The sequence below is a fragment of the Stappia sp. TSB10P1A genome (assembly GCF_900185725.1).
In the GTDB taxonomy this organism is placed as follows: domain Bacteria; phylum Pseudomonadota; class Alphaproteobacteria; order Rhizobiales; family Stappiaceae; genus Stappia.
Genome location: NZ_FYAU01000035.1, coordinates 268,406 through 291,432 on the forward strand (window position 1 = coordinate 268,406; position 23,027 = coordinate 291,432).

General features: G+C 66.9%; 22 protein-coding genes. 13 read left to right on the forward strand and 9 right to left on the reverse strand.

All coding sequences use genetic code 11. The features are described from left to right. The 6 genes from TSB10P1A_RS18500 to TSB10P1A_RS18525 form a co-directional block, all read right to left on the reverse strand. On the reverse strand, nucleotides 1-486 hold the full coding sequence (locus TSB10P1A_RS18500; protein ID WP_186389412.1) for a nitrate reductase cytochrome c-type subunit: 486 nt from the start codon (nucleotides 484-486) through the stop codon (nucleotides 1-3). After that, nucleotides 459-2,960 (reverse strand): periplasmic nitrate reductase subunit alpha, encoded by a 2,502-nt coding sequence (gene napA / locus TSB10P1A_RS18505; protein ID WP_186389413.1) that lies wholly within the window; start codon nucleotides 2,958-2,960, stop codon nucleotides 459-461. Before napA ends, TSB10P1A_RS18500 begins: the two co-directional genes overlap by 28 nt. Before the next feature lie 2 nt (nucleotides 2,961-2,962). Continuing rightward, a complete protein-coding gene (locus tag TSB10P1A_RS18510; protein WP_186389414.1) occupies nucleotides 2,963-3,211 on the reverse strand; it encodes a chaperone NapD in 249 nt (82 codons plus the stop codon). Beyond that, on the reverse strand, nucleotides 3,204-3,707 hold the full coding sequence (gene napF / locus TSB10P1A_RS18515) for a ferredoxin-type protein NapF (RefSeq protein WP_186389415.1): 504 nt from the start codon (nucleotides 3,705-3,707) through the stop codon (nucleotides 3,204-3,206). Before napF ends, TSB10P1A_RS18510 begins: the two co-directional genes overlap by 8 nt. 9 nt (nucleotides 3,708-3,716) lie before the next feature. Then, entirely contained in the window at nucleotides 3,717-3,911 is a 195-nt protein-coding gene (napE, locus tag TSB10P1A_RS18520) for a periplasmic nitrate reductase, NapE protein (protein WP_186389416.1), read from the reverse strand. Between the two features lie 231 nt (nucleotides 3,912-4,142). Beyond that, nucleotides 4,143-5,387: an NnrS family protein gene (locus TSB10P1A_RS18525; protein ID WP_186389417.1), complete on the reverse strand. Its 1,245-nt coding sequence runs from the start codon at nucleotides 5,385-5,387 to the stop codon at nucleotides 4,143-4,145. A 133-nt stretch (nucleotides 5,388-5,520) separates the two neighbouring features. Between TSB10P1A_RS18525 and TSB10P1A_RS18530 the strand changes: the two genes are divergently transcribed. Both TSB10P1A_RS18530 and TSB10P1A_RS18535 read left to right on the forward strand, forming a co-directional pair. Continuing rightward, entirely contained in the window at nucleotides 5,521-5,760 is a 240-nt protein-coding gene (locus tag TSB10P1A_RS18530; RefSeq protein WP_186389418.1) for a DUF1858 domain-containing protein, read from the forward strand. 4 nt (nucleotides 5,761-5,764) lie between these two features. After that, a complete protein-coding gene (locus TSB10P1A_RS18535; RefSeq protein WP_186389419.1) occupies nucleotides 5,765-6,082 on the forward strand; it encodes a DUF6522 family protein in 318 nt (105 codons plus the stop codon). On the opposite strand, the gene TSB10P1A_RS18540 is transcribed toward TSB10P1A_RS18535, so the two are convergent. Further along, entirely contained in the window at nucleotides 6,054-6,758 is a 705-nt protein-coding gene (locus tag TSB10P1A_RS18540; RefSeq protein ID WP_186389420.1) for a Crp/Fnr family transcriptional regulator, read from the reverse strand. The two genes, TSB10P1A_RS18535 and TSB10P1A_RS18540, sit on opposite strands and share 29 nt — an antisense overlap. A 148-nt stretch (nucleotides 6,759-6,906) precedes the next feature. On the opposite strand from TSB10P1A_RS18540, the gene nirK reads away from it, so the two are divergent. The 9 genes from nirK (at nucleotide 6,907) to TSB10P1A_RS18585 (ending at nucleotide 14,874) form a co-directional block, all read left to right on the forward strand. Then, nucleotides 6,907-8,034, forward strand: coding sequence for a copper-containing nitrite reductase (nirK, locus tag TSB10P1A_RS18545; RefSeq protein ID WP_186389421.1), 1,128 nt, complete (start codon nucleotides 6,907-6,909; stop codon nucleotides 8,032-8,034). A gap of 64 nt (nucleotides 8,035-8,098) precedes the next feature. Next, nucleotides 8,099-8,947 carry an SUMF1/EgtB/PvdO family nonheme iron enzyme gene (locus TSB10P1A_RS18550; RefSeq protein ID WP_186389422.1) on the forward strand — a complete coding sequence of 283 codons (849 nt, stop codon included), beginning with the start codon at nucleotides 8,099-8,101 and terminating at the stop codon, nucleotides 8,945-8,947. Between the two features lie 5 nt (nucleotides 8,948-8,952). Further along, nucleotides 8,953-9,333 carry a hypothetical protein gene (locus tag TSB10P1A_RS18555; RefSeq protein WP_244293181.1) on the forward strand — a complete coding sequence of 127 codons (381 nt, stop codon included), beginning with the start codon at nucleotides 8,953-8,955 and terminating at the stop codon, nucleotides 9,331-9,333. Between the two features lie 134 nt (nucleotides 9,334-9,467). Beyond that, complete coding sequence (gene ccoG, locus TSB10P1A_RS18560) at nucleotides 9,468-10,919, forward strand: cytochrome c oxidase accessory protein CcoG (RefSeq protein ID WP_186389424.1); 1,452 nt, start codon at nucleotides 9,468-9,470, stop codon at nucleotides 10,917-10,919. 98 nt (nucleotides 10,920-11,017) lie between these two features. Beyond that, entirely contained in the window at nucleotides 11,018-11,455 is a 438-nt protein-coding gene (locus TSB10P1A_RS18565; protein ID WP_186389425.1) for a pseudoazurin, read from the forward strand. Nucleotides 11,456-11,537: 82 nt separating this feature from the next. Continuing rightward, a complete protein-coding gene (locus TSB10P1A_RS18570) occupies nucleotides 11,538-12,722 on the forward strand; it encodes an NnrS family protein (RefSeq protein ID WP_186389426.1) in 1,185 nt (394 codons plus the stop codon). Beyond that, nucleotides 12,719-13,180 carry a hypothetical protein gene (locus TSB10P1A_RS18575; protein WP_186389427.1) on the forward strand — a complete coding sequence of 154 codons (462 nt, stop codon included), beginning with the start codon at nucleotides 12,719-12,721 and terminating at the stop codon, nucleotides 13,178-13,180. The genes TSB10P1A_RS18570 and TSB10P1A_RS18575 overlap by 4 nt, the downstream gene beginning before the upstream one ends. A gap of 129 nt (nucleotides 13,181-13,309) precedes the next feature. After that, on the forward strand, nucleotides 13,310-13,570 hold the full coding sequence (locus TSB10P1A_RS18580; protein ID WP_186389428.1) for a helix-turn-helix domain-containing protein: 261 nt from the start codon (nucleotides 13,310-13,312) through the stop codon (nucleotides 13,568-13,570). Continuing rightward, the gene (locus tag TSB10P1A_RS18585) at nucleotides 13,567-14,874 is read left to right on the forward strand and encodes a HipA domain-containing protein (protein ID WP_186389429.1); all 1,308 of its coding nucleotides are present in this window, start codon (nucleotides 13,567-13,569) and stop codon (nucleotides 14,872-14,874) included. Before TSB10P1A_RS18580 ends, TSB10P1A_RS18585 begins: the two co-directional genes overlap by 4 nt. Before the next feature lie 94 nt (nucleotides 14,875-14,968). Here the strand turns inward: TSB10P1A_RS18585 and TSB10P1A_RS18590 are convergent, their stop codons facing one another. Next, complete coding sequence (locus TSB10P1A_RS18590) at nucleotides 14,969-18,661, reverse strand: vitamin B12-dependent ribonucleotide reductase (protein ID WP_186389430.1); 3,693 nt, start codon at nucleotides 18,659-18,661, stop codon at nucleotides 14,969-14,971. An 844-nt stretch (nucleotides 18,662-19,505) separates the two neighbouring features. Here TSB10P1A_RS18590 and TSB10P1A_RS18595 point away from each other — a divergent pair. Together TSB10P1A_RS18595 and TSB10P1A_RS18600 are read left to right on the forward strand one after the other, a co-directional pair. Then, on the forward strand, nucleotides 19,506-20,165 hold the full coding sequence (locus tag TSB10P1A_RS18595) for a response regulator (protein WP_186389431.1): 660 nt from the start codon (nucleotides 19,506-19,508) through the stop codon (nucleotides 20,163-20,165). Nucleotides 20,166-20,314: 149 nt separating this feature from the next. After that, the gene (locus TSB10P1A_RS18600; RefSeq protein ID WP_186389432.1) at nucleotides 20,315-20,698 is read left to right on the forward strand and encodes an NADH:ubiquinone oxidoreductase subunit NDUFA12; all 384 of its coding nucleotides are present in this window, start codon (nucleotides 20,315-20,317) and stop codon (nucleotides 20,696-20,698) included. A gap of 856 nt (nucleotides 20,699-21,554) precedes the next feature. Here TSB10P1A_RS18600 and TSB10P1A_RS18605 read toward each other — a convergent pair. After that, entirely contained in the window at nucleotides 21,555-22,616 is a 1,062-nt protein-coding gene (locus tag TSB10P1A_RS18605; protein WP_186389433.1) for a GGDEF domain-containing protein, read from the reverse strand. Between the last annotated feature and the right edge of the window lie 411 nt (nucleotides 22,617-23,027).

Below are 23,027 nucleotides of genomic sequence, written 5' to 3' on the forward strand. Positions count from 1 at the left end.
TCAGCGGCTCCCGGCCGGCCGGGCGCCGAGCTCGCTCATGTCGCGGAACAGGTTGGTGACAAGCGGCGGGGCGTCCGACTGGGGCACGTGGCACATGGTGCAGAAGTAGCGGCGCGGCGACACGTCCGCCAGCATCTGGCCCTCGCGGTCCATGTAATGGGTGACACTGATCATCGGCGCGCCGGACCCTTCCGTGTATTCCCGCTTGTGGCAGGACAGGCAGCGGTTGGTGTTGACCGAAAGCTGGTAGCCTTCGATCGAATGCGGGATCACCGGCGGCTGCTCGGGATAGGCGCGCATCCGCCGTACGTCGTCGACGATCCATTTCGCCACCGGAGGAGCCGCAGCATTTTCCATCGGCTGGGGCGTTCCGCGCAGGCGCGGCGCGTCCTGGGAGAACGCCGGCAGCGCCAGGCCGACGGCGAACACGAGAAGGCCGGCAAGCAGCGCGTGCGCGGCTACGCGGTGGAGACCTTGACTGCGCATTTCTTGAAATCCGTCTGCTTGGAGATGGGATCGGTGGCGTCGAGCGTGACCTTGTTGATCAACTGGCTTGCGTCGAACCACGGCACGAAGACGACGCCGCGCGGCATGCGGTTGCGCCCGCGCGTCTCGATGCGCGTGCGGATTTCGCCGCGCCGCGAGGTCACCACGACCTCGCTGCCCTGGTTGAGGCCGCGGGCGCGGGCGTCGTCGGGATGCATGAAGAGGCGGGCGCCGGGGAAGGCCTTGTAGAGCTCGGGCACGCGCATCGTCATCGAGCCCGAATGCCAGTGCTCGAGCACCCGGCCGGTCACCAGCCACAGGTCGTAGTCGTCGTCGGGCACCTCGGCGGGTGGCTCGTAGGGCACGGCGAGGATCACCGCGCGCCCGTCCTTGCGGCCGTAGAAGCGCACGCCTTCGCCCGGCTTCACGTAAGGATCGTAACCCTCGCGATAGCGCCAGCGGGTTTCCTCGCCATCGACCACCGGCCAGCGCAATCCGCGCACCTGGTGGTAGCGGTCATAGGGTGCAAGGTCGTGGCCATGGTCGCGGCCGAACTCCGCATATTCCTCGAACAGGCCCTTTTGAACATAGAAGCCGAAGTGCTTGGCCTCCTGGTTCTCGTAGTCCGCGTCGATCTGCGCGAGCGGAAAGCGGTCGACGGTCCCATTCGCGAACAGCACCTCGTAGAGCGTCTTGCCGCGATAGTCGGGATTGGCGTCGAGGATCTCCTGGGGCCACACCTCGTCCGTGGTGAAGCGTTTGGAGAACTCCATCATCTGCCACAGGTCGGAGCGGGCCTCGCCCTTGGCATCGACCAACTGGTGCCAGACATGGGTGCGCCGCTCGGCATTGCCGTAGGCGCCTTCCTTTTCCACCCACATGGCAGCGGGCAGGATGACATCGGCGGCAAGTGCCGTCACCGTCGGGTAAGCGTCTGAGACGACGATGAAATTCTCCGGATTTCGATAACCGGGATAGGTCTCCTGGCTGGTGTTGGGCGCGGCCTGCAGGTTGTTGTTCACCTGGACCCAGTACCAGTTGAGCTTGCCGTCGCGCAGCATCCGGTCCTGCTCGACCGCATGATAGCCCGGCTTGTCGGGCAGCAGTCCGTGCGGCAGCTTCCAGATTTCCTCGGTGTGGTTGCGGTGTTCGGGGTTGGTTACCACCATGTCGGCCGGCAGGCGATGGGCGAAGGTGCCGACCTCGCGCGCCGTGCCGCAGGCCGAGGGCTGGCCGGTCAGCGAGAAGGGGCTGTTGCCCGGCTCGGAGATCTTCCCGGTCAAGAGGTGGAGGTTGTAGACCATGTGGTTGGCCCAGACGCCGCGCACATGCTGGTTGAAGCCCATGGTCCACAGCGACATGACCTTGCGGTCCGGGTCGGCATAGAGTTCGGCGAGTTCGCGCAGGAAATCCGGCTCGACGCCCGACAGCGCCGAGACTTTCTCCAGCGTGTAGTCGGACACCATCTTGCGGAAGGCCTCGAAGTCGGCCGGCTCCATCTTGCCCGGATCGCCGGCGCCGACGGCCCTCAGCTCCAGCTCGTTGTCGGGGCGCAGGCCATAGCCGATATCGGTCTGGCCGGTCATGAACACCGCGTGGTCGCGCACGAAGTCCTCGTTGACGCGGCCTGTCTCGATGATGTGGTTGGCGATGTAGTTGAGGATCGCCAGATCCGTTCCCGGCTTGAAGATCATCGGGATGTCGGCAAGGTCCATGCTGCGATGGGTGAAGGTCGACAGCACCGCCACCCGCACATGCTCATGACCAAGACGCCGGTCGGCCAGCCTCGTCCACAGGATCGGATGCATCTCCGCCATGTTCGAGCCCCACAGCACGAAGGCGTCGGCATGCTCGAAGTCCTCGTAGCAGCCCATCGGCTCGTCCATGCCGAAGGTACGCATGAAGGCGGTGGCGGCGGAGGCCATGCAGTGGCGGGCGTTGGGGTCGAGATTGTTGGAGCGGAAACCCGCCCGCATCAGCTTGGTGGCGGCGTAGCCCTCGAAAATCGTCCATTGGCCCGAGCCGAACATGCCGAGCGCGGTCGGGCCCTTGGCCGCCAGCGTCTCCTTGGCCTTTTCCGCCATCAGGTCGAGCGCTTCGTCCCAGGAGACCGGCTCGAACTCGCCGTCCTTGTGGTAGCTGCCGCCGCGCTTGCGCATCAGGGGCGTGGTCAGCCGGTCCTCGCCATACATGATCTTGGACAGGAAATAGCCCTTGATGCAGTTGAGGCCGCGATTGACCTCCGCCTGCATGTCGCCATGGGTGGCGACGACCTGACCGTCCTTGACGCCGACCATGACGCCGCATCCGGTACCGCAGAAGCGGCAGGGCGCCTTCGACCACTTGATGTCCAGCGTGCCGATGCCGCCGGGAATGGGCTGGGCGGTGGCGGGCAGGGCGATGCCGGCGGCGGCAGCGGCCACCGCCGCGGCCTGTGCCTTGATCATGTCGCGTCTGGAGAGCTCAAGCTCCATCGTCAGACCTCCTCGCTATGTTCGAAAACCATGTTGGCGGACACCACGCCGTCGAGCAGGGAGATCTCGACGAGCCGGTTGCCGGCGGCGCCGCGCGGCGCTTCCAGGACGATGACGATCTTGCTGCCCTCGGCCGCGTGCACCTCGACGTCGGCAAGGCCGGCGAGAGTTGCGGCAACGCTGTCGAGCCGGTCCGGCAGGACCGAGACGACGGCACTGGAAATGACAAGGGGAGCGGCGGCCTCACGCATCGAAGGCCTCCGGCACGGGGCGCAGTTCGATGGCCGAGACGGGGCAGGGCGCGACGCAGGCGCCGCAGCCGCTACAGAGCGAGGCGGTCACCTGGGGCAGGAACGGGCCGCCGCGACGGGGCGGAAAGCGGATCGCCTCCTGCGGGCAGGCATCGCGGCAGGCCTGACAGTCGATGCCGGCGTGCGGCAGACAGTGAGCGGCGATGTGCGGCCGGTAGGGCAGGGCCTCCCGCTCGCGATCGAACAGGCCTTCCGGACAGGCCTCGGCGCAGGCGCCGCAGAAGGTGCATTCTCCGGCGGCGAAGGACAGGGCCGGGCGTTCGCCGGTCATCTTGACGATGCCGGTGGGGCAGGCCGCCGCGCAGGCGCCGCAGCCGGTGCACAGGTCGAGCGCACTCGCGGCCAGCCAGGGCGGGAGCGGCATTTGTGTTGCGTCAGGGCGAGGCGGACGGCCGGTGAGGAAGCGGCGGCGTGTCCCGTCGAAAGGCAGGGTCATGCCGGCACCTCAAAGCAGTGCCGCGGGCGGGCCCGGCGGTCCGAAGATCAACTGCAGCATCCACACGGCAAACCCGTAGGTGCCGACCACGGCGACCGCCACGAAGGGCCAGACGCCGAAGGCGAGGACCAGAAAGGCCAGCAGCTCCATACGCCAGCGGCGGCGGTCGGTGCCATCGGCATCGCTTTGTCCGGATTCAGTCATCCTGTGCCCGCCTCTGTCTCCGTCTCCATACGAATAAAAACCATTTTTCGACGCAATTCCAGTGAGTCAATGCGTAAAATTTCCAGTTTTTGAAACAAGATTCTTGAAACTCCCGCGTTTTCCCCAATTTTACGTCAGTATAATTGACGTTTATATGTATTTTATCGTAGACAAACCCCTGTTTTGCTCTATGTATATTTATTGTTACGTATATTTGAATGTTGCGTGTGCTCAATTTATTGCAGCCGCCCGAAGCGGACGGGTCTGGGCGACGGCGAAGAGAAGATAGGCCAGGCTCCAGCACAGGCCGCCCATGGCAACCAGCGGCAGGTAATGCTCTGGCGCGATCGGAGCCGTGATGCGAAGGACGGCGCCGAGATTCACGGTAAGCAGCGCCGCCCCGCACAGCCACCGTCCGGCATATCCGCCCGGTCCGCGCGTCGTCGCCAGGCGGCTCATCACCGCAAGCGTCATGCTGCCGATCGCCCCGGCGGTGAGCGCGTGCAAGGCGGCATCCGCCGGCAGGGCGAGACCGGGCAGCGCGGCAAGGGCGGCGAGCAGCAGTCCGGTTACCAGCCAGCCATAGCCGGCATGCAGGGCCAGGATATCGCCGCGACGCAGCAACCAGCCGCGCCAGCGCAGCAGCCTTGCAAGGTTCAGCAGCCCGGCGCCGGTCAGCAGCGCGCCGGTGACGGTGGCATCCGGCGCCAGCACCCAGGCGGGCAGCGCTGCGCTGGTGGCGAGAAGCACGAAAATATCGAATCGACCGTAAGGAGCGGGCACCCGTTCGGCGCCGCGCCCGGCCAGGGCGTTGCGCGTCAGGCTCGGAACCAGACGCCCGCCGACGGCGGCGATCAGCAGCGCGGCGACGGCGATGCCCGTGCGAGCCATCATCGCGGCTGTCGCCGGATCGTCGCCGAACAGCCGGTGGGCGAGGGCGGCGGCGGTGAGCACCGGGAACAGCATCAGACCATGGCGCGACTGGCCGCTGCGCCCGAGCCGCATCTCCCGGAGCAGCAGCGCCGAAACCGCCAGCGGGAAGGCGGCATCGACCGCAAGCGCCAGCGGCAGCGGGGCAACGAACGGCACCAGGCGGCCGGCGAGCCACAGGCCGACCAGCAGCGCCAGCGGCGTGCCGGCGGTCGGCAACCGGCCGGACCAGTTGGGCGTTGCCGATAACAGGTAGCCGGCCATGATCGGCGGCAGGAAGCCGAACACCATCTCATGCGCGTGCCAGGTCAGCGCCGGCAGGCCAGCCACCTCCGCAATGCCCGCGGTGTAGATCCAGAGCCACGCGGGCACGGCCGCGACGGCCTGCAGCGCGGCGACGAAGAACAGCGGGCGGAAGGCGACGGCGAGCCACCAGCCGTCGGTGCCTTGCCGCGAAGAGGCGGCTGCGGCTGTGCCATGACGGGGCGGCAGGGTGCGGGAGGCAGAGGCGGGACTGGCGGAGAGGGAGCGGGTCTGCGAGGCCATGGCCGGCGTCCTTGCAAGATCGGGGTCTCTGCAGGACTAGCCGGACAATCCGCCACCTTCGTTGCTCCCGCGCAAAGACGGATGCAGGCGGCCGGGGTTAGTGTAAGCCTGACGTTGCAAGGGGAGTCCTCCCATGTCCAGCCATCAGGATTTCAGAAGCGGAACGGCAAGAAGGATCGGGCCGGAAACGCTCGTCGGCGAATTGATGAACGACTACCGGGCGACGATCTCCGTGTTCATCCGCCACAAGATGATGTGCATCGGCTGCCCGGTCGCGCGCATCCACGATGTCGAGGAGGCCTGCCGCGAGCACGGCATTCCCCTCGACCGCTTCCTCGGCGAGCTCGACGCCGCCATCGCCGGCGGGAGCTGAAGCAATGGAAGCCGATGCGCCCGCCGATTTCACCGTCGATGCCGGCGTGCTGGCCGAGGGATTCGGCCTGTCGGCGGACGATTTTCGCGAGAAGCTGCGCGCCGGCCATGTGACCGGCCGGCTCTATCAGGGCGTCGGCGAGGATGCCGGCACCTGGCGGCTCGAGGTGTTTCTCGGCAATGCCCGGCTGACGGTGATCGCCGACGACGAGGGGCGGCCGCTGCACCGCTCGCTGGTCGATTTCGGCGAGCGGCCGCTGCCGCGCGAGATGCGTGCCCCCACGGCCGAGCGGATCAATCGTCGGAGCGCTCCGCAAGCATGAACAGCTTGTGGGCGTTGCAGACGACCACCTTCTTGCGGGCGCTGGAGACGAGCCCCTGCGCCTCCCAGGACGTCATCACCCGGCTGACCGTGTGAAGTGTCGTGCCGGTCATCTCGGCGATGTCCTGCCGGGTTACCGGGAAGTCGATCAGAATGCCTTCCTCGGTCTTGCGTCCGGCCTGGTTGACCAGGCGCAGCAGCGCATGCGCCACCCGCCGTTCCACCTCCTCGGTCGACAGTTCCCTGATCCGCGTGTGGGCATCCTGCAGACGCTGTCCCACCGTCTGCAGGGCGTTCATCGCCAGCACCGGGCTGCGCGCGATGAAGGCGTCCCACTGGCTCGATGGCCAGACGAGGGCGAGGCTGTCGACCACGGCGGAGGCGGTCGCCGGATAGTCGGTGCGGCGCATTGCCTTTGCGATGCCGAAGATGTCGCCGGGGCTGACATGGCGCACGACGACCTGCTGTCCGTCCGGTGTCGTCTGCACCACCTTCAGCCGGCCATGCAGAAGCGCGAAGAATTCGGTCGCCGGTTCTCCTTGCGCGAAGACGGTGGCGCCTATGGCGTATCTGCGGCTGACGGCAATGGCCAGCACCGCGTCGAGGTCCTCGTCCGACATCGACTGAAAGATCGTGAGATCCCGGATCAGGGATCGGTCAAGTTGAGCGGGTGGCATTCCGTGGTTCCCTCCTCAGATGCCATTTTGTCGCAGTTTGCCCGGACTTCAGTGCCGGGCTTGTTTGCCTTTTAGCAAAAAGAAAATCTCCGTACGGGTGTTTCCTCTTCTTGTCGAGAATGATGGACGACAGGAAAGGAACATTGTCATGATCACGAGACGCACCGCACTGATCGGGACCGCTATGGCCACTCTGATGGCGGTCGTCCCGGCAATCGCAGATGAATCGGCAAATCCTACCCTTGATGCGCTGGACCTGCCGGATCAGACCGTGACGCTGGAGCGTGTGCATGCGACCCTGGTGCCGCCGCCTGCGGTGATGGAGCACGACCGTGTCGCCACCGGTGCTCCGAAGGTGGTCGAGTTTACCATGACCATCGAGGAGAAGACGATCGTCGTGGACGATCAGGGAACGAAGTTCCACGCCATGACGTTCAACGGCACGATGCCCGGGCCGACCATGGTTGTCCATGAGGGCGATTACGTGGAGCTGACGCTGGTCAATCCCGAGACCAACGAGATGCCCCACAATATCGACTTCCACGCCGCCACCGGCGCGCTCGGTGGTGCCGCCCTCACGCTGATCAATCCGGGCGAGCAGGCGACGCTGCGCTTCAAGGCGACGCGGAGCGGGGCCTTCGTCTATCACTGCGCGCCTCCGGGAATGGTTCCCTGGCATGTGGTGGCCGGCATGAGCGGCACTTTGCTGGTGTTGCCGCGCGAAGGCCTCAAGGACGATCGCGGCGAGCCGGTCAGCTATGACACGGCCTATACGATCGGCGAGTTCGACCTCTACATCCCCAAGGACGAGGACGGCAACTACAAGACCTATGACAGCCTCGGCGAGTCCTATGCCGACACGCTGGAGGTGATGCGCGGCCTGATCCCGACGCATGTGGTCTTCAACGGCTCGAAGAACGCGCTGACCGGCGAGAACGCGATGACGGCGAAGGTCGGCGAAAAGGTGCTGTTCATCCACAGCAGCGCCAATCGCGACACCCGTCCGCATCTGATCGGCGGGCATGGCGATCTGGTCTGGGAGACCGGCAAGTTCGCCAATGCGCCCGAGCGCGACCTGGAGACCTGGTTCGTGCGCGGCGGCAGCGCGGCGGTGGCTCTCTACGAGTTCCTGCAGCCCGGCATCTACGCCTATGTCAACCACAACCTGATCGAGGCGGCCGAACTCGGCGCCACCGGCCATGTGAAGGTCGACGGGCAGTGGAACAACGACCTGATGATGCAGGTCAGCGCCCCGGCTCCGATCCCGGTGCAGTAACCGGCCAGACAGGCACGGGTGGCCCGCTTTCGCGGGCCCCCCGTCTTTCCCGGGAGTACCCATCATGCGTGCGAAACGGACCCTCCTGCCGCTGGTCGCGGCCCTGTCGCTGCCGCTGGCCGCCGGTGCCGCCGGCGTCGCCGACATCGCCGACGTCGGCCCGCCGGAGACGGTGCGGATCGAGGAGAGCCGCATCCTCTATCGGCAGCCCGGCGAATATCTCGTCGGCCGTTCGGCGACCAACGGTCCGCTGGAGGAAATTGCGCTCACGCAGCCCTTCGAGATCATGCGCCGCCAGGTGACCGCCGGCGAATACGGGCGCTGTGTCGCGGCCGGCGCCTGCCTTGCGCTCGACAAGGCGCAGGACCCGGACCTGCCGGTCACCGGCGTCAACTGGCACGACGCTGCCGCCTATGCGGCCTGGCTGCGCAAGGCGACCGGTCAGGCCTGGCGCCTGCCGAGCGACCGGGAATGGTCGCTCGCCGCCGGCAGCCGCTATCGCGACGATGCGCTGACCGATATCGCCGATGCCGACGATCCGTCGCGGCGCTGGATCGCCATGTACGAGGCGGAGAGCGCAAGGGGCACGGATGCCGACCCGACCCCGCGTCCGGTCGGCCATTTCGGCAGCAACGAGCATGGACTGCTGGATATTGCCGGCAATGTCTGGGAGTGGACCGATAGCTGCTACTTGCGCCATCGCTTCGATCCGGTGACCGGTGCCGAGAGCGTGGTGGAGAACTGCGGCATCCGCATCGCCCAAGGGAGCCATCGGGCCTATATGACCGGTTTCTTCCGCGACCCCAAGGCCGGCGCCTGCTCGGTCGGCATTCCGCCGGCCAATCTCGGCATCCGCCTGGTGCGCGACGATCCCGGCGCATGGCGGCGGCTGAAAACATGGATCGGCCTGTGAGCGGGATGGGGCCGGCCCTTGGCGACAGCGACGCTGATGTGCTGTCGCGGCTGGCCCATGTGCTGCACGAGATGGGACTGCCCTGCGACTGCCAGGACCAGGTGGAGCGGGCGGTTTCGCTCTTTGCCGAGCTGGAGGCGCGGCGGGTGCGCCGGCGACTGATGGAGGCGGCCCGCACCCGTGCCGTCCGCCTTGCCGGCTTCATCGGCTATCTCGACGACCTGCGCGAGGGCGCCGTCGAGCAACTCGGCCCGGACGACTGCCTGCTGATCGCTGACACGTTCCGCACCATCGGCCGCACCGCCTCGGAAGGGGCGGCGTGTCTGGAGATGCTGGCCGGACGCCTGGAAGCCTCCGGCAAGGAAGGCGGCGGCACGGAGACGTGACGTCCCGCGCGGTGCCTGCCAATTCGCTCCGCTCTTTGTGCCGGCACAAAGAGCGTCGGCCTCCCGTTGCCTAGGGTCCGGACTCTCGACGAGCAGTCCGGCTCCGGGGGGCGGCCGGCGGACGGAGACCGGCAATGACCTTTCATCCCACCAGACTGCACCGCAAGCCGGGCATCGGCGCCGCGCCGGCCATCGGGCCGGGAGAACCGGTCGTGCCGCAGTCGGTGAGCGGCCGCTTCCGCCGGCTGAAATGGGCGGCCGTGGGCCTCTGCCTTGCGCTTTACTATGTGCTGCCGTTCCTGCGCTACGACCGCGGTCCCGGCCAGCCTGACCAGGCGATCCTGTTCGACCTGGCTGGGCTGCGCTTCCATCTCGCCGGGCTGGAGCTGCGGCCGCAGGAGCTTTACCTGCTGACCGGCCTCCTGGTGCTCGCCACCCTCGTTCTGGTCCTGTCCAACGTGGTTGCGGGGCGGATCTGGTGCGGCTTCTTCTGTCCGCAGACCGTGTGGACGGATCTGTTCCTGTGGGTCGAGCGGCGGCTGGAGGGCGACCGCCGCGAGCGGCTGCGCCAGCTCTATCTGCCGATGACGCCGGCGCGGGCGCTGCGGCGGGTTGCCAAGCATGCGATCTGGCTGATGATCGCCGCCGGCACGGGCGGGGCCTTCGCGCTCTATTTCGCCGACGCGCCGACCCTTTTGCGCGAGATACTCACCGGCGAGGCCGGCACCGTTGCCTATGGCGCGGTGCTGAGCCTGACGCTGACGACCTACACGCTCGCCGGCTTCGCCCGCGAGAAGATGTGCACCTACATGTGCCCCTGGCCGCGCCTGCAGGGCGCCGTCTGGGATGCGGAGGCCTTTGGCGTCGCCTATCGCGACTATCGCGGCGAGGCGCGCATGTCCGCAAAGAAGGCGGCGGCGGCGCGCGCCAGCGGCCTGCCGGCGGGCGACTGCGTCGACTGCATGGCCTGCGTCACTGTCTGCCCGATGGGCATCGACATCCGCGAGGGGCCGAACCTTGCCTGCATCAATTGCGGCCTGTGCGTCGATGCCTGCGACACCACCATGCAGAAGCTCGAGCGGCCGCGCGGGCTGATCGATTACGAGAGCTGGACCAATATCGAGCGCGGCCGCAAGGGCGAGGCGTGCGTGCCGGTGCGCCTCGTGCGGCCAAAAACCCTCGCCCTCGCGCTGGCCGGACTGGCGATGGCGATTGCCCTCGTCGCTGTGGTCGCGACCCGCGCGACCCTGTCGCTCAGCGTCGCGCATGAGCGCAATCCGGTGGCGGTGGAACTCTCCGACGGGCGGCTGCGCAATGCCTATGACGTGCGCGTGTGGCATGTGGCGGGCGGTGGCGGCACGGTTGCGCTCACCGTCGAGGGAGCGGACGGGGCGGAGCTGCGCTCGGTCAGCGATGTCGGCGAGGAGGCGGACAGCATCGCCATCCTGCTCGACGACAAGGGCCGGCGCCGGCTGCGGGTGACGGTGACGGCGGACCCGTCCGCCGCCGGCGCGCTGACCTTCCGCCTCACCGATCCGGCAAGCGGCGAGAGCGTCACCGCCACCGACTTCTTCCATCTTCCGTGAAACCGCTCGCGAAATTTGCGCTGGCACAACGTTGCCCCGCCGCGACGCATCTACTCCTTCAGGCAATGGACCGCACCGGTCCGCAAACGGAGAGCGAGATGAAGACCACACGGACGATCGCCCTTGCCCTTGCCACCGTTCTGGCCCTGGCCGGGACCGCCGCCTCGGCGGCGGAGCATGAGGTGAAGATGCTCAACAAGGGCGCCAAGGGCGTCATGGTGTTCGAGCCGGACCTGCTCAAGATCGCCCCCGGCGACACTGTGCATTTCCGCGCGACCAACCCGAGCCACAACGCCGAATCGATCAAGGGCATGATGCCGGAGGGCGCCGAAGCCTTCGTCGGAAAGATGAACCAGGACGTCTCCATCACCTTCACGCAGGAAGGCGTCTACGGCATCCAGTGCAAGCCGCATTTCTCCATGGGCATGGTGGCCGCGATCGTCGTCGGCGAGCCGGTGAACCTTGCCGAGGCCAAGACGGTCAAGACGCCGGGCAAGGCCAGGAAGGTGTTCGAGGAACTGCTCGGCGGTCTGTGATCCGGCGGGTGTGAACGGGCCCCGGCCGGCGAATGTCGGCCGGGGCCGTCCTTTCGCGACAAAGCCCTTTCAGGAGGCGGCAATGACCCTTTCCCTTCGGCGCAGCTACTGGCTGACCGGCGGTTTCCGCCCCTTCTTCTTCCTCGGCGCGCTGTCGATGGCCCTGTCCGTCCTGGTCTGGATCCCGATCCTCTCGGGCCATCTCGACCTGCCCACCGCTTTCCTGCCCCGCGACTGGCACATCCACACGCTGCTGTTCGGCGGCGTTTCGGCGATCATCGCCGGCTTCGCGCTGACGGCGGTCGCCAACTGGACCGGCCGGCCGCTGGTCGCCGGCGGCGAGCTCTTCGCCTTGGTGCTGCTGTGGCTTGCCGGGCGTGTCGCCGTCACGGTGTCGGCGCTGACGGGCGCCTGGGCGGCGATGGCCGTCGATCTCGCCTTTCCACTGGCGCTGGTCGCCGTCTTCGCCCGCGAGGTGATCGCCGGCGGAAACTTGCGCAACCTGCGCATCGTCGTGATCGTCGCGCTCTACGGCCTTGCCAACGCAGCCTTCCACGCGGAAGCGGCCCTGACCGGCGTCGCCGACCATGCCGCGCGTGCCGGCATTGCCGTGGTGCTGCTGCTCGTCATGCTGATCGGCGGGCGGATCATTCCCGCCTTCACCCGCAACTGGCTGGTGCAGCGGCGCGCCCTCTCGCTGCCCGCCGGCTTCTCGCGCCTCGACGGCGCCGTGATGCTGGTCTCCGCGCTCGCGCTCGTCCTGTGGACGGCCCGGCCGGACCATGTCGCGACCGCGCTTGCCATGCTGATCGCCGGGCTTGCCAACGGGTTACGGCTGTCGCGCTGGTGCGGGCTGGCGACGCGCCGCGATCCGCTGCTGCTGATCCTGCATCTGGGCTTTGCCACCGTGCCGCTCGGCTTCGCGCTGGAAGGGCTGGCGATCCTGCTGCCCGGCGCGCTGGAGCCCGCCGCCGCCGCCCATGTGTGGACCGCCGGCACCTTCGGCATGATGACGCTCGCCGTGATGACGCGGGCAAGCCGGGGCCATTCCGGCCATCCGCTGGCCGCCGGCCGGCTGGAAGTGGCGATCTACGCGCTGGTCGCGCTCGGCGCTGCCGCCCGGGTGCTCGCGCCCTATGCGGGCGGCTGGATGGTGCACCTCTTCGCCTGCGCCGCACTGGCCTGGGCGCTTGCCTATCTGCTCTTCGCCGCCGGCTATGCGCGCATGCTGCTGTGGCAGTCCGGCCTGCCGGTGCGCCGGTCATGAGCGCTACTGCCGACGGCAGTGCCGACGGCGGCCCGGACATGGCCCGCGCGCTGCCGGCCATCACGGCCTGTGCGGCGCTGCGACTTGCCGCCTTGCGCTTCGCCGCGCTCCTCGTCGGCGCCTATCTGCTCTCCGGTTCGGCCCGCGCGGTGCTGGTCGACCCGGCCGCCGGCCCGCTTGTCGGCGCGCTGCTGGAGGCGCTGTGGCTGATCTCGGCCGGATTGCTCGGCACTGCCCTGATGCCCTGGGGGCTTTTGACGCCGCGCCGGGCCGTCGCGCTCGCCGTGCTGACGGCCTTGGTGCTCGCCCTCGGCGACGCGCTGGTGGCGGTGTTCCTGTGCGGGATCCCCGTGCCGCGCCATTTCTCCCGCTTCGCGCAGGTCCATGGCGCGATCCAGGCCGCCGCCTTCGTCACCGCGCTGCTGTTGCCGCTGGCGGTGTCCTTGCGGCGCAGATAAAGAATCCTCACGGTCATGCGGATTTCTTTGGCGGAAAGAGCTGGAGACCGGAAATCCGCATGATCGTGCGGATTTGTTTCCTGTATGGTGGGATTGTGCTATAAATCCTCACGAACGTGAGGATTTGATATGAAAGTTCCGGTCAACGGCCCGCAGGATATCGGTGCCATCATACGCGCAACCCGCAAGGCGCAAGGTCTGCGCCAGGACGATGCCGCCGGCAGCATCGGCGTCAGCGAGAACTTCCTGTCCAAGGTCGAGCGCGGCAACCCGTCGGTGAGTTGGGCAAAGCTGTTCGAGGTCATGGACGGATTGGGTATCCGCATCTTGCTGGACACACCCGTTGACATCGACCCGACGCCGCCGGCCGGAGACGGCTCGAAGCGATGACCGAACGCGCCCTGGCAGCCTATATCAACGCGCACCGGGTCGGCGAGCTTGTCGACACGGGAGGGGTCTGGTCTTTCCGCTATGCCGCAGGCTGGCTCCAGTCGCCGGGAGCCTATTTTCTCTCGCCCCACCTTGTGCCGGTGGACGGGGTGGTCACGGATGGATCGAGCCAGCGGCCGGTCCAGTGGTATTTCGACAATCTGCTGCCGGAGGAAGGGCAGCGAAGCCTGCTCGCCAGCGATGCCAGCATAGACGAAGCCGATGCCTTCGGCCTCCTTGCTCATTACGGGGCCGAGTCGGTCGGTTCGCTGACGCTCGTGCCTCCCGAGCAGTTGCCCGACAACACCGGCGAGCGCCGGCCGCTGACTTTCAGTGCCTTGTCGGAGCGCATCCGCGGCCTGCCGCGGCTGCCGCTCACCCATGCGGCCCCCAAGCGCATGTCGCTCGCCGGCGCGCAGCACAAGCTGGCGGTCAACTTCGACGGCGAAGCCTTGTTCGAGCCTGTCGGGGAAACGCCTTCGACACATATCCTCAAGCCGGATCATCCGGACCCGACCTATGCCCATTCGGTGGCGAACGAGTATTTCATCATGCGGCTCGCGGCACGCCTGCGGCTTCAGGTTCCGCGTGTGGCGAAGCTCTACATTCCCGAACCTGTCTATCTGATCGAGCGGTTCGACCGCAGAAAAGCCGAAACCGGCTGGGAGCGTCTGCATGTCGTCGATGCCTGCCAGTTGCTGAATCTCGACCGGGCATTCAAGTACAATCAGGGCAGCATCGAACGGCTGGCCGAACTGGCAAACCATTGCCGCAGCATGGCGGTTGCCCGCAGCCGCCTCTTCGAATGGCTGGTCTTCAACGTTCTTGCCGGCAACGATGACGCCCACCTGAAGAATCTGAGTTTCCTCGTCTCCGGGGCGGGAGTGCAACTCGCCCCGCATTACGACCTGTTGTGCACGGCGGTTTACGACAGCCGCGCCTTCGATCAGGCCGGATGGCCCGACAGGACCACGCTCGCATGGCCTGTTCTCGGCGCGCGTCGTCATGCGGATATCTCTCGGGAAAAACTCCTCGACGCGGCCGAGGCGCTGGGGCTCGCCCGCAGGACCGGCGAACGTATCCTCGCCTTTCAGTTCGGTCGTATACTGGCCGTGGCGCAGGAGCTTCAGGACGAGATCGAGGCGGAGGATCGGGCGCGGTACGCGGACGATCCGAAGATCCAGACCTGCATCACGGCCGAGGCCCGGACGATCCGTGCCGTGATCCATACGGTCATCGCGGATACCGTCCGCCAACTCGGGTGAGACCTGAGGCCACCCGAAAATGACGAGGCCCCGGGCATCGCGGGATGTCCGGGGCCTCGTTTCCGTTGCCGGGCCGGTCAGGCCGGCCCGCGTCTTAGCTGCAGCCGCTGGTGCTGCCGCAGGTGTCGCACTTCAGGCAGGTGCCGTTGCGCACCATGGTGAAGTTGCCGCATTCCGGGCAGCTCTCGCCCTCGTAGCCCTTCATGCGGGCCTGGGCGATGCGCTCGGCCGCGCTCTGCGCCTGCGGGGCGGGGGCCGTGCCGATCTCGACCCGGACGGCCGCTTCCGAGCCGCGGGCGAAGGCGGTGGCGACCGCCGTCGCTTGCGCGATCGGCGCATTGCCGAGTTCGGCGGCGATCGCCTTGGTCAGGTTGCCCGCCGGCTCGCCGCCACCGCCGACAAGGCGGAAGCGCTCGGTCTGGCCGCGGATCAGGCCGTGCGAGACGACGCCCTGGTGGCTCTTGCCGCCGCGCCCCTCGGTCTCGCTGGCCGTCGTCGCCAACTGGCCGAAGGCTTCCGGCGGGACATGGGCAAGCTCGTGGCGGCCGAGATAGGACACGGCCAGTTCGCGGAACACGTAGTCGAGGACCGAGGTGGCGTTCTTGATCGCGTCGTTGCCCTGCACCATGCCCGCCGGCTCGAACTTGGTGAAGATGAAGGCGTCGACATACTCCTCCAGCGGCACGCCGTATTGCAGGCCGAGCGACACCGAAATGGCGAAGTTGTTGATGAAGGCGCGCAGGGCCGAGCCTTCCTTGTTCATGTCGATGAAGATCTCGCCGAGGCGGCCATCATCGTATTCGCCGGTGCGCAGGAAGATCGTGTGTCCGCCGATCTTGGCCTTCTGGGTGTAGCCCTTGCGCCGGGTCGGCAGCTTCTCCTGCTGGCGCACGACACGCTCGACGATGCGTTCGACGATCTTCTCGGCAACCATCTCGGCCCGCACCGCCTGCGGCTGGGCGACCAGCGTCTCGACCGCATCCTCGTCCTCGTCGTCGACATCGGCGAGCAGTTGCGAGTTCAGCGGCTGCGACAGCTTGGAACCGTCGCGGTAGAGCGCGTTGGCCTTCAGCGCCAGGCGCCAGGAGAGCAGGTAGGCCTCCTTGCAGTCGGCGACGGTGGCGTCGTTCGGCATGTTGATCGTCTTGGAGATCGCGCCGGAGATGAACGGCTGGGCCGCCGCCATCATGCGGATGTGGCTCTCCACCGACAGGAAGCGCTTGCCGAGGCGCCCGCAGGGGTTGGCGCAGTCGAAGACCGGATAGTGCTCGGTCTTCAGGAAGGGCGCGCCCTCCAGCGTCATGGCACCGCAGACATGGGTGTTGGCCGCCTCGATCTCCGCCTTCGAATAGCCGAGATGCGCCAGCAGCTCGAACTCCGGATCGTCCAGCTTCTCGGCCGGCACCTTCAGCGCGCCCGTCAGGACGTCGTCGCCGAGCGTCCAGCGGTTGAACACGAACTTGATGTCGAAGGCCGACTTCAGCGCGCCGGCGACCTTGGCCAGCGAGGCGTCGTCGAAGCCGCGGGCCCGAAGGCTCGACGGGTTGACCGCCGGGGCCTGGTCGAGCGAGCCGTGACCGACCGCATAGGCCTCGATCTCGGCGATCTGGCTCTCGGAGTAGCCGAGCGTGCGCAGGGCCTCCGGCACCGCGCGGTTGATGATCTTGAAGTAGCCGCCGCCGGCCAGCTTCTTGAACTTCACCAGCGCAAAGTCGGGCTCGATGCCGGTCGTGTCGCAGTCCATCACGAGGCCGATCGTGCCGGTGGGCGCGATCACCGTCGACTGGGCGTTGCGGTAGCCGTGCTTCTCGCCGAGCTCCAGCGCCCGGTCCCAGGCAAGCTTGGCGCGCTCGATCAGGATCGGCTCCGGGCAGGAGGCGTGGTCGAGCGGGACGGGCAGGGTGTTCAGCCCCTCATAGCCCGAGGCCTCGCCATAGGCGGCGCGGCGATGGTTGCGCATGACCCGCAGCATGTGCGGGGCATTGTCCGCATAGCCGGGGAAGGGGCCGAGCTCGCCGGCCATCTCGGCCGAGGTGGCATAGGCGACGCCGGTCATGATCGCGGTCAGCGCACCGCAGATCGCGCGGCCCTCGTCGCTGTCATAGGGAATCCCCGAGGTCATCAGCAGGCCGCCGATATTGGCGTAGCCGAGGCCCAGCGTGCGGTAGCGGTAGGACAGTTCCGCGATCTCCCTGGACGGGAACTGCGCCATCAGCACCGACACTTCGAGCACGACGGTCCACAGGCGGACGCAATGCTCGTAGGAGTCCACGTCGAACTTGCCGTCGGCCTCACGGAACTGCAGCAGGTTCAGCGAGGCGAGGTTGCAGGCCGTGTCGTCGAGGAACATGTACTCGGAGCACGGGTTCGACGCGCGGATCTCGCCGGAGGCCGGGCAGGTGTGCCAGTCGTTGATGGTGGTGTGGTACTGGATGCCGGGATCGGCCGAGGCCCAGGCGGCATAGCCGATCTGCTCCCACAGCTCGCGGGCCTTCATCGTCTTGGTGACGCGGCCGTCCTTGCGGGCGGTCAGGCTCCAGTCGCCGTCATCCATCACGGCGGTGAGGAAGCCGTCCGTGACGCGCACCGAATTGTTGGAATTCTGGCCGGAAACCGTGAGATAGGCCTCCGAATCCCAGTCGGTGTTGTAGGTCGGGAACTCGATCTTGGTGAAGCCCTGGCGCGCGAACTGGATGACGCGCTGGATGTAGTTCTCCGGCACCATCATCTTCTTGGCGGCGCGGATCTCGCGCTTCAAGGCCGGGTTCTTCGCCGGATCGAAGCAGTCGCCGTTGTCCGCCTCGCAGTTGACGCAAGCCTTCATGATGGCGGTCAGGTGCTTCTGGCAGATCTTCGAGCCGGTGACGAGGGCGGCGACCTTCTGCTCTTCCTTGACCTTCCAGTTGATGTAGGACTCGATGTCCGGATGGTCGATGTCGACCACCACCATCTTGGCGGCGCGGCGGGTGGTGCCGCCCGACTTGATGGCGCCGGCGGCGCGGTCGCCGATCTTCAGGAAGCTCATCAATCCGGAGGACTTGCCGCCGCCCGACAGTTTCTCGCCCTCGCCGCGGACGCGGGAGAAGTTGGAGCCGGTGCCGGAGCCGTATTTGAACAGGCGCGCCTCGCGCACCCACAGGTCCATGATGCCGTTCTCGTTGACGAGATCGTCCTCGACCGACTGGATGAAGCAGGCATGCGGCTGCGGATGCTCGTAGGCCGTCGCCGAGCGGGTCAGTTCGCCGGTCTGGAAGTCGACATAGAAGTGGCCCTGGCTGGGGCCGTCGATGCCATAGGCCCAGTGCAGGCCGGTGTTGAACCATTGCGGGCTGTTGGGGGCGACCTTCTGGGTCGCCAGCATGTAGCGCAGCTCGTCGTAGAAGGCCTGGGCGTCGGCCTCACTGTCGAAATAGCCGCCCTTCCAGCCCCAATAGGTCCAGGTGCCGGCGAGACGGTCGAACACCTGGCGGGCGTCGGTCTCGGAGCCGTAGCGCTCCTCCTCGGGCAGCTTCTTCAGCGCCTTGAGGTCGGCTTCCTGGCGCCACAGCCAGGAGGGAACGGTGTTCTCCTCGACCGGCTTCAGGCGGGCCGGAACGCCGGCCTTGCGGAAGTATTTCTGCGCCAGGATGTCGGCCGCGACCTGCGAGAACTGGGCCGGAACGTCAATGTTTTCAAGCCGGAAGACGACAGAGCCGTCCGGATTGCGGATCTCGCTGGTGGCGACGCGAAACGCGATGTCGGCATAGGGAGACTGGCCCTCCCTCGTATAACGCCGCTCGATCTTCATCCAAAAGCCCCTTTCGTGTGTCCGGCCGCCGGCCGGCTATTTCGGTCGCGGCAAGGCCGCGGGTGAGCGTGACGGCCATGCCGCCGAACCTGCGCATCGCGGGGACGCGCCGGCCATTGCTCGCCTTCCTGTTTCGTGGCGCCGCGCCGTGTCGACGCGATCATTATCGTGGGTGATAACTATATATAGTGGGTCACCGCATTTTTGTCACGATATATCGTCAACGCAAGACGCGAAATCCCGACATCACGCACCGCCGCGGTTGTGACGCCGAGACCGGGATCTCCCGGATACGCTGCTGCAGTTGATGAGGACGCGGGGCACGCACGGCTTGTCGCCGGCCCCAACCTTGCTGCGATTACCTGACAGCCTCAAGGTAGGGTGAATCGTCGGTAAGCGTCAAGCGCTCCGAGCAAGCTGTTGTGGCTCGATTTTGATCTGACGCAAAATGTAGTGTGTCCGTGTGGATAACGAGGACGAGCTTGGAATCGGCCTTTTGCCGGCAAAGGCAGCCCGCAACCGGCCCGCGCGGGCCGATGCGGCCCCTGCGCCTGTCCCCGGACGGGCGGGGCGGCGGGCAGGGCACTTATCCCCGCCGAACCCTTGCAAAACCGGGAGCGGGGATTGCAACCCTCTATCCCCGCCCTCGCAAAAACGGCGGAAAACCGCCATTTCTTTTGAGGGCGATTTTGCGAGATTGCGCAGAATCGTCTCAATTCTTGAGAAATTAGCATCGAACGCGCCGCAATTTGAGAAAGTTTGTCCAAAAATCGTCTTGTCCTGCTCAATCGCGGGGAAATCCGGCCGTGCTTCACTCTCGCCATCGCAAGCCCTGAAAAGGACGATGCCATTGGCCCGGATGACGCGGCACTACGCCTACGGACTCGATATCGGCGACCTCGACGTCGTGGTCGTCGACGATTCGAAGTCGATGCAGGCGATCCTGCGCTCGACCCTGCTGTCGTTCCGGGTGCGGCGGGTGCGCACCTTCGACACGGCGGAGACGGCGCTGGAGATGATGCGGCTCGATCCGCCCAATTTCGTCATCACCGACTGGATGATGAAGCCGATGAGCGGGCTGGCGCTGCTGCGCACGCTGCGCCAGCGCAAGATGGCGCCGCTCTGCTTCCTGCCGGTGATCGTGTGCACGGCGCATGGCACGCGGACGCTGATCGACCGGGTGCTGCGCGACGGGGCGCAACATGTGGTGGCCAAGCCGCTGTCGCCGTCGGGCCTTCACGAGCGGCTGCTCTGGACGCTGCGCGACGACCGGCAACTGGTGATGGGCGACGACGGGCGCTATGTCATCGAGGGTGTTGCCCAGACGCTCGACGAGAAGGCGCGCAAGTGGCAGCAGATCGGCCTGGAGCGCGAGGTCGTCGCCGCGCCGAAGCGGAGCACCCGTCGCGAGTCGCCGGCGACGCCGCAGGTGCTCGACCCCGCCGCAGCCGAGCGCAAGGGCTTTGCCCATGTGCGGGCGAAGCGGCCACATCCGGCGGCCTGAGTTCCTGCCGGCACCCGAATTTCGTCCTTCCGGCGGCGCGGGCCACCGCCGCCGATAGAAAGCCGCCGCAGGACGCGCCGCCGCATTGCGAAACCGGCGAGGGTGCGCTATGCGGAAAGCCAGACAGAGCAACCGGGACGCCGCCTTCGATGCAAACGCTGCTGCAATTCTTCACCTGGTGGAACAGCGCGACCTGGGGGACGCGCTTCTTTACCTGGCGAAAGGGCGAGTTCGTCGGCAAGGACGAGTTCGGCAACGCCTATTACCGCGAGCGCGGCGGCAACCGCCGCTGGGTGATCTATAACGGCCTTGCCGAGGCCTCGATGATCCCTCCCGGCTGGCACGGCTGGATGCACCACCGCACCGACACGCCGCCGACCGAGACGGAGTACACGGCCCGCGCCTGGCAGGCGCCGCATCACGGCAACCGCACCGGCACGCGCGAGGCCTATCGGCCCAAGGGCTCGATCCTGACGCCGGAAAGCCGGCCGAAAGTGTCGGGCGACTATCAGGCCTGGACGCCGGAAGGCTGAGCCCGCTTCACGCGGCAGGTGAAGATTTCTGTGTAACGACTTGAGAACGCCGGCCCTTGGGCCGGCGTTTTGGTTTTCCGGCTCTCCGAGGGACCGGAGCCGGCCCAGGATACAGGGGACGGCAACCTGGGTGCGGGGTTTGCGCCGGCGGGTCGTTTCCGCCGCTCGTTGCGCACTCGACCGTTCCCCGCGTCTTCCCGGACGAGCATCGCGAGATCCGGGACCGGGGAGGCACGGCGGCTGCGGTGTCGTTCGGGAGTGCCGTCGAGAGGCCCTCGGCTCTCCGGTCCCGCATCTGCGCTGCGTGCGGGATGACGAACCGAGAGGGCGGTGCGAGGGCGAGCCCGCCGTCCGGAAGGACGCGGGGAGAGGTAGTGCGTCCGGGGTACGGGGAGGGGCCGGGTTTCCTCGCCGCCGCTCTGGCAACCAATAGCCCCCGGCTCTGCGCTAGCGCGCGGCCGGGGTGACCACCTGTGGGGATGCGAGGCCGTGCCTCTTTCTCAGGCCGTCATCCCGGCCGCAGGCGAAGCCGGAGCGCCGGGAGCCATTGGCACCCTCAGCAAGCGTGAGGCGGGAGCGCATCGCCACCTCCACGGCTGTCACGCCTGCGCAGGCAGGCGTCCAGTATACGCCGGGGCGGGGTGGGTGTGCGAAAGCAGCCGCCTCTGGGAGCGCCGTCGACAGGCCCTCGGCTCGCCGGTCCCGGGTCGCGCTTCGCCTTGCCCGGGATGACGAGAGGAGAGGGCGATGCGCGCGGAGGACGCAGGGGAGAGGGCGGCGTCCGGAGGCAGCCGGGCAATGCAGCGAAGCGATGCAGCCAGGCGATCCGGTCAGGCGAGGCAGCGAGGCGATCCGGTCAGGCGACGCGGGTGTTGTCGGTTTCCACGTCCGGGTCGGTTTCGCAGCGCACCAGATTGCGGCCCGCAGCCTTGGCGGCATAGAGGGCGGTGTCGGCGCGCGCCAGCAGCGACTGCGGCGTATCGGTGCCCCGGAAGGTCGAAACGCCGATGGAAATGGTGATGCGGCCGAGATTCTCGCCGGTGGAACGCTTGACCAGTTCCTTGGACAGCACCGCCCGGCGGATGTGCTCGGCCACGGTCACCGCCTGGCGCAGCGAAGTGTGCGGCAGCAGGATGGCGAATTCCTCGCCGCCGTAACGGCAGGCGACGTCGTGGCCCTTGACGTTCTGCTTGACCGCCAGCGCCACGAGACGCAGCACCTGATCGCCGGTCTGATGGCCATAGGTGTCGTTGAACTTCTTGAAATGGTCGATGTCGGTGAGCAGCAGCGACAGCGGCTCCTGGCTCTGCGCCGCATCCTTGACCATGCGCTCGATCGTGTGGTCGAAATGCCGGCGATTGCTGAGCGTCGTCAGCTCGTCGGTCAGCGACTCGTAGCGGATCGCCTCAAGGCTCTCCTGCAACTCCTCGATCTGCTGCCGCGACTCGATGAGCTGGCCCTCGAGCTGCCGGTTCGAATCGGCGGTGTTGCGGGTGGCGAGGAGCAGATGCGCGACAAGCTGCTTGAGCTGCTGCGGATCCTTGAGCGTCTCGAGCTGGCTCTGGGCGCCGGCCAGCGACTGGCCGTACTCGCTGACCGAATCGGCGCTCTGCCCGAGCAGATCGACCATGTCGCGGATCTCGTCCGACAGCTTCTCGCCGACCTCGTCGATGCGGTCGCCAAGCTTCGTCGGCGACAGGAAGCTGTTGTAGATCTGCTGGAGCTGATCGGTCGTCACCGTGCCGGCCGCGCCGACGATCTGGTTGACCGCCCTGTTCAACGAGTGGTTGAAACCAGCCGCATACGTGTACCAGAGTTCATAGAATCGCGGATAGGCCGGCAAGACGTTCTTGCGGATGTATTTCAGCGCCGCGTCACCATAGACGATGGTGCGCTTGTGGTCGTCTTCCTGGGCCATGCGATGTTCCACACGTCTCGGTTTCGTGCTGGAAAAATGCACGCGACCTCGAAAAGGATCTATTCTCACTTTTGACAGTGAAGCCTTAAGGCACGGTTAAGCATAATTGAAAGTTCCGTCAACGGAGCGTACGCCCAAAAAGGCGCCAGTGCCCGGAAATCGGCAGAACAGCGCAAAAGCGGCCGCAAGCGAGCGTCCGGGCCGGCCTTGCGGCGATCCGGCGGGCTTCGCATGGCATCTCGGCGGCCGGCGGGCGGGCGCCCTTCGCCTTGCGGGAACAGGTGAAACAGCATCTTGTGCCGGCAGGTGAGGCCGGGGCCCGGCCACAACCAAAAAGGGCAGGCGCTGGACCTGCCCCTTCCCCCCGTCGCGTTCCGCGAGGGAGCGCACACGGTGCCATCGATTCGGTCT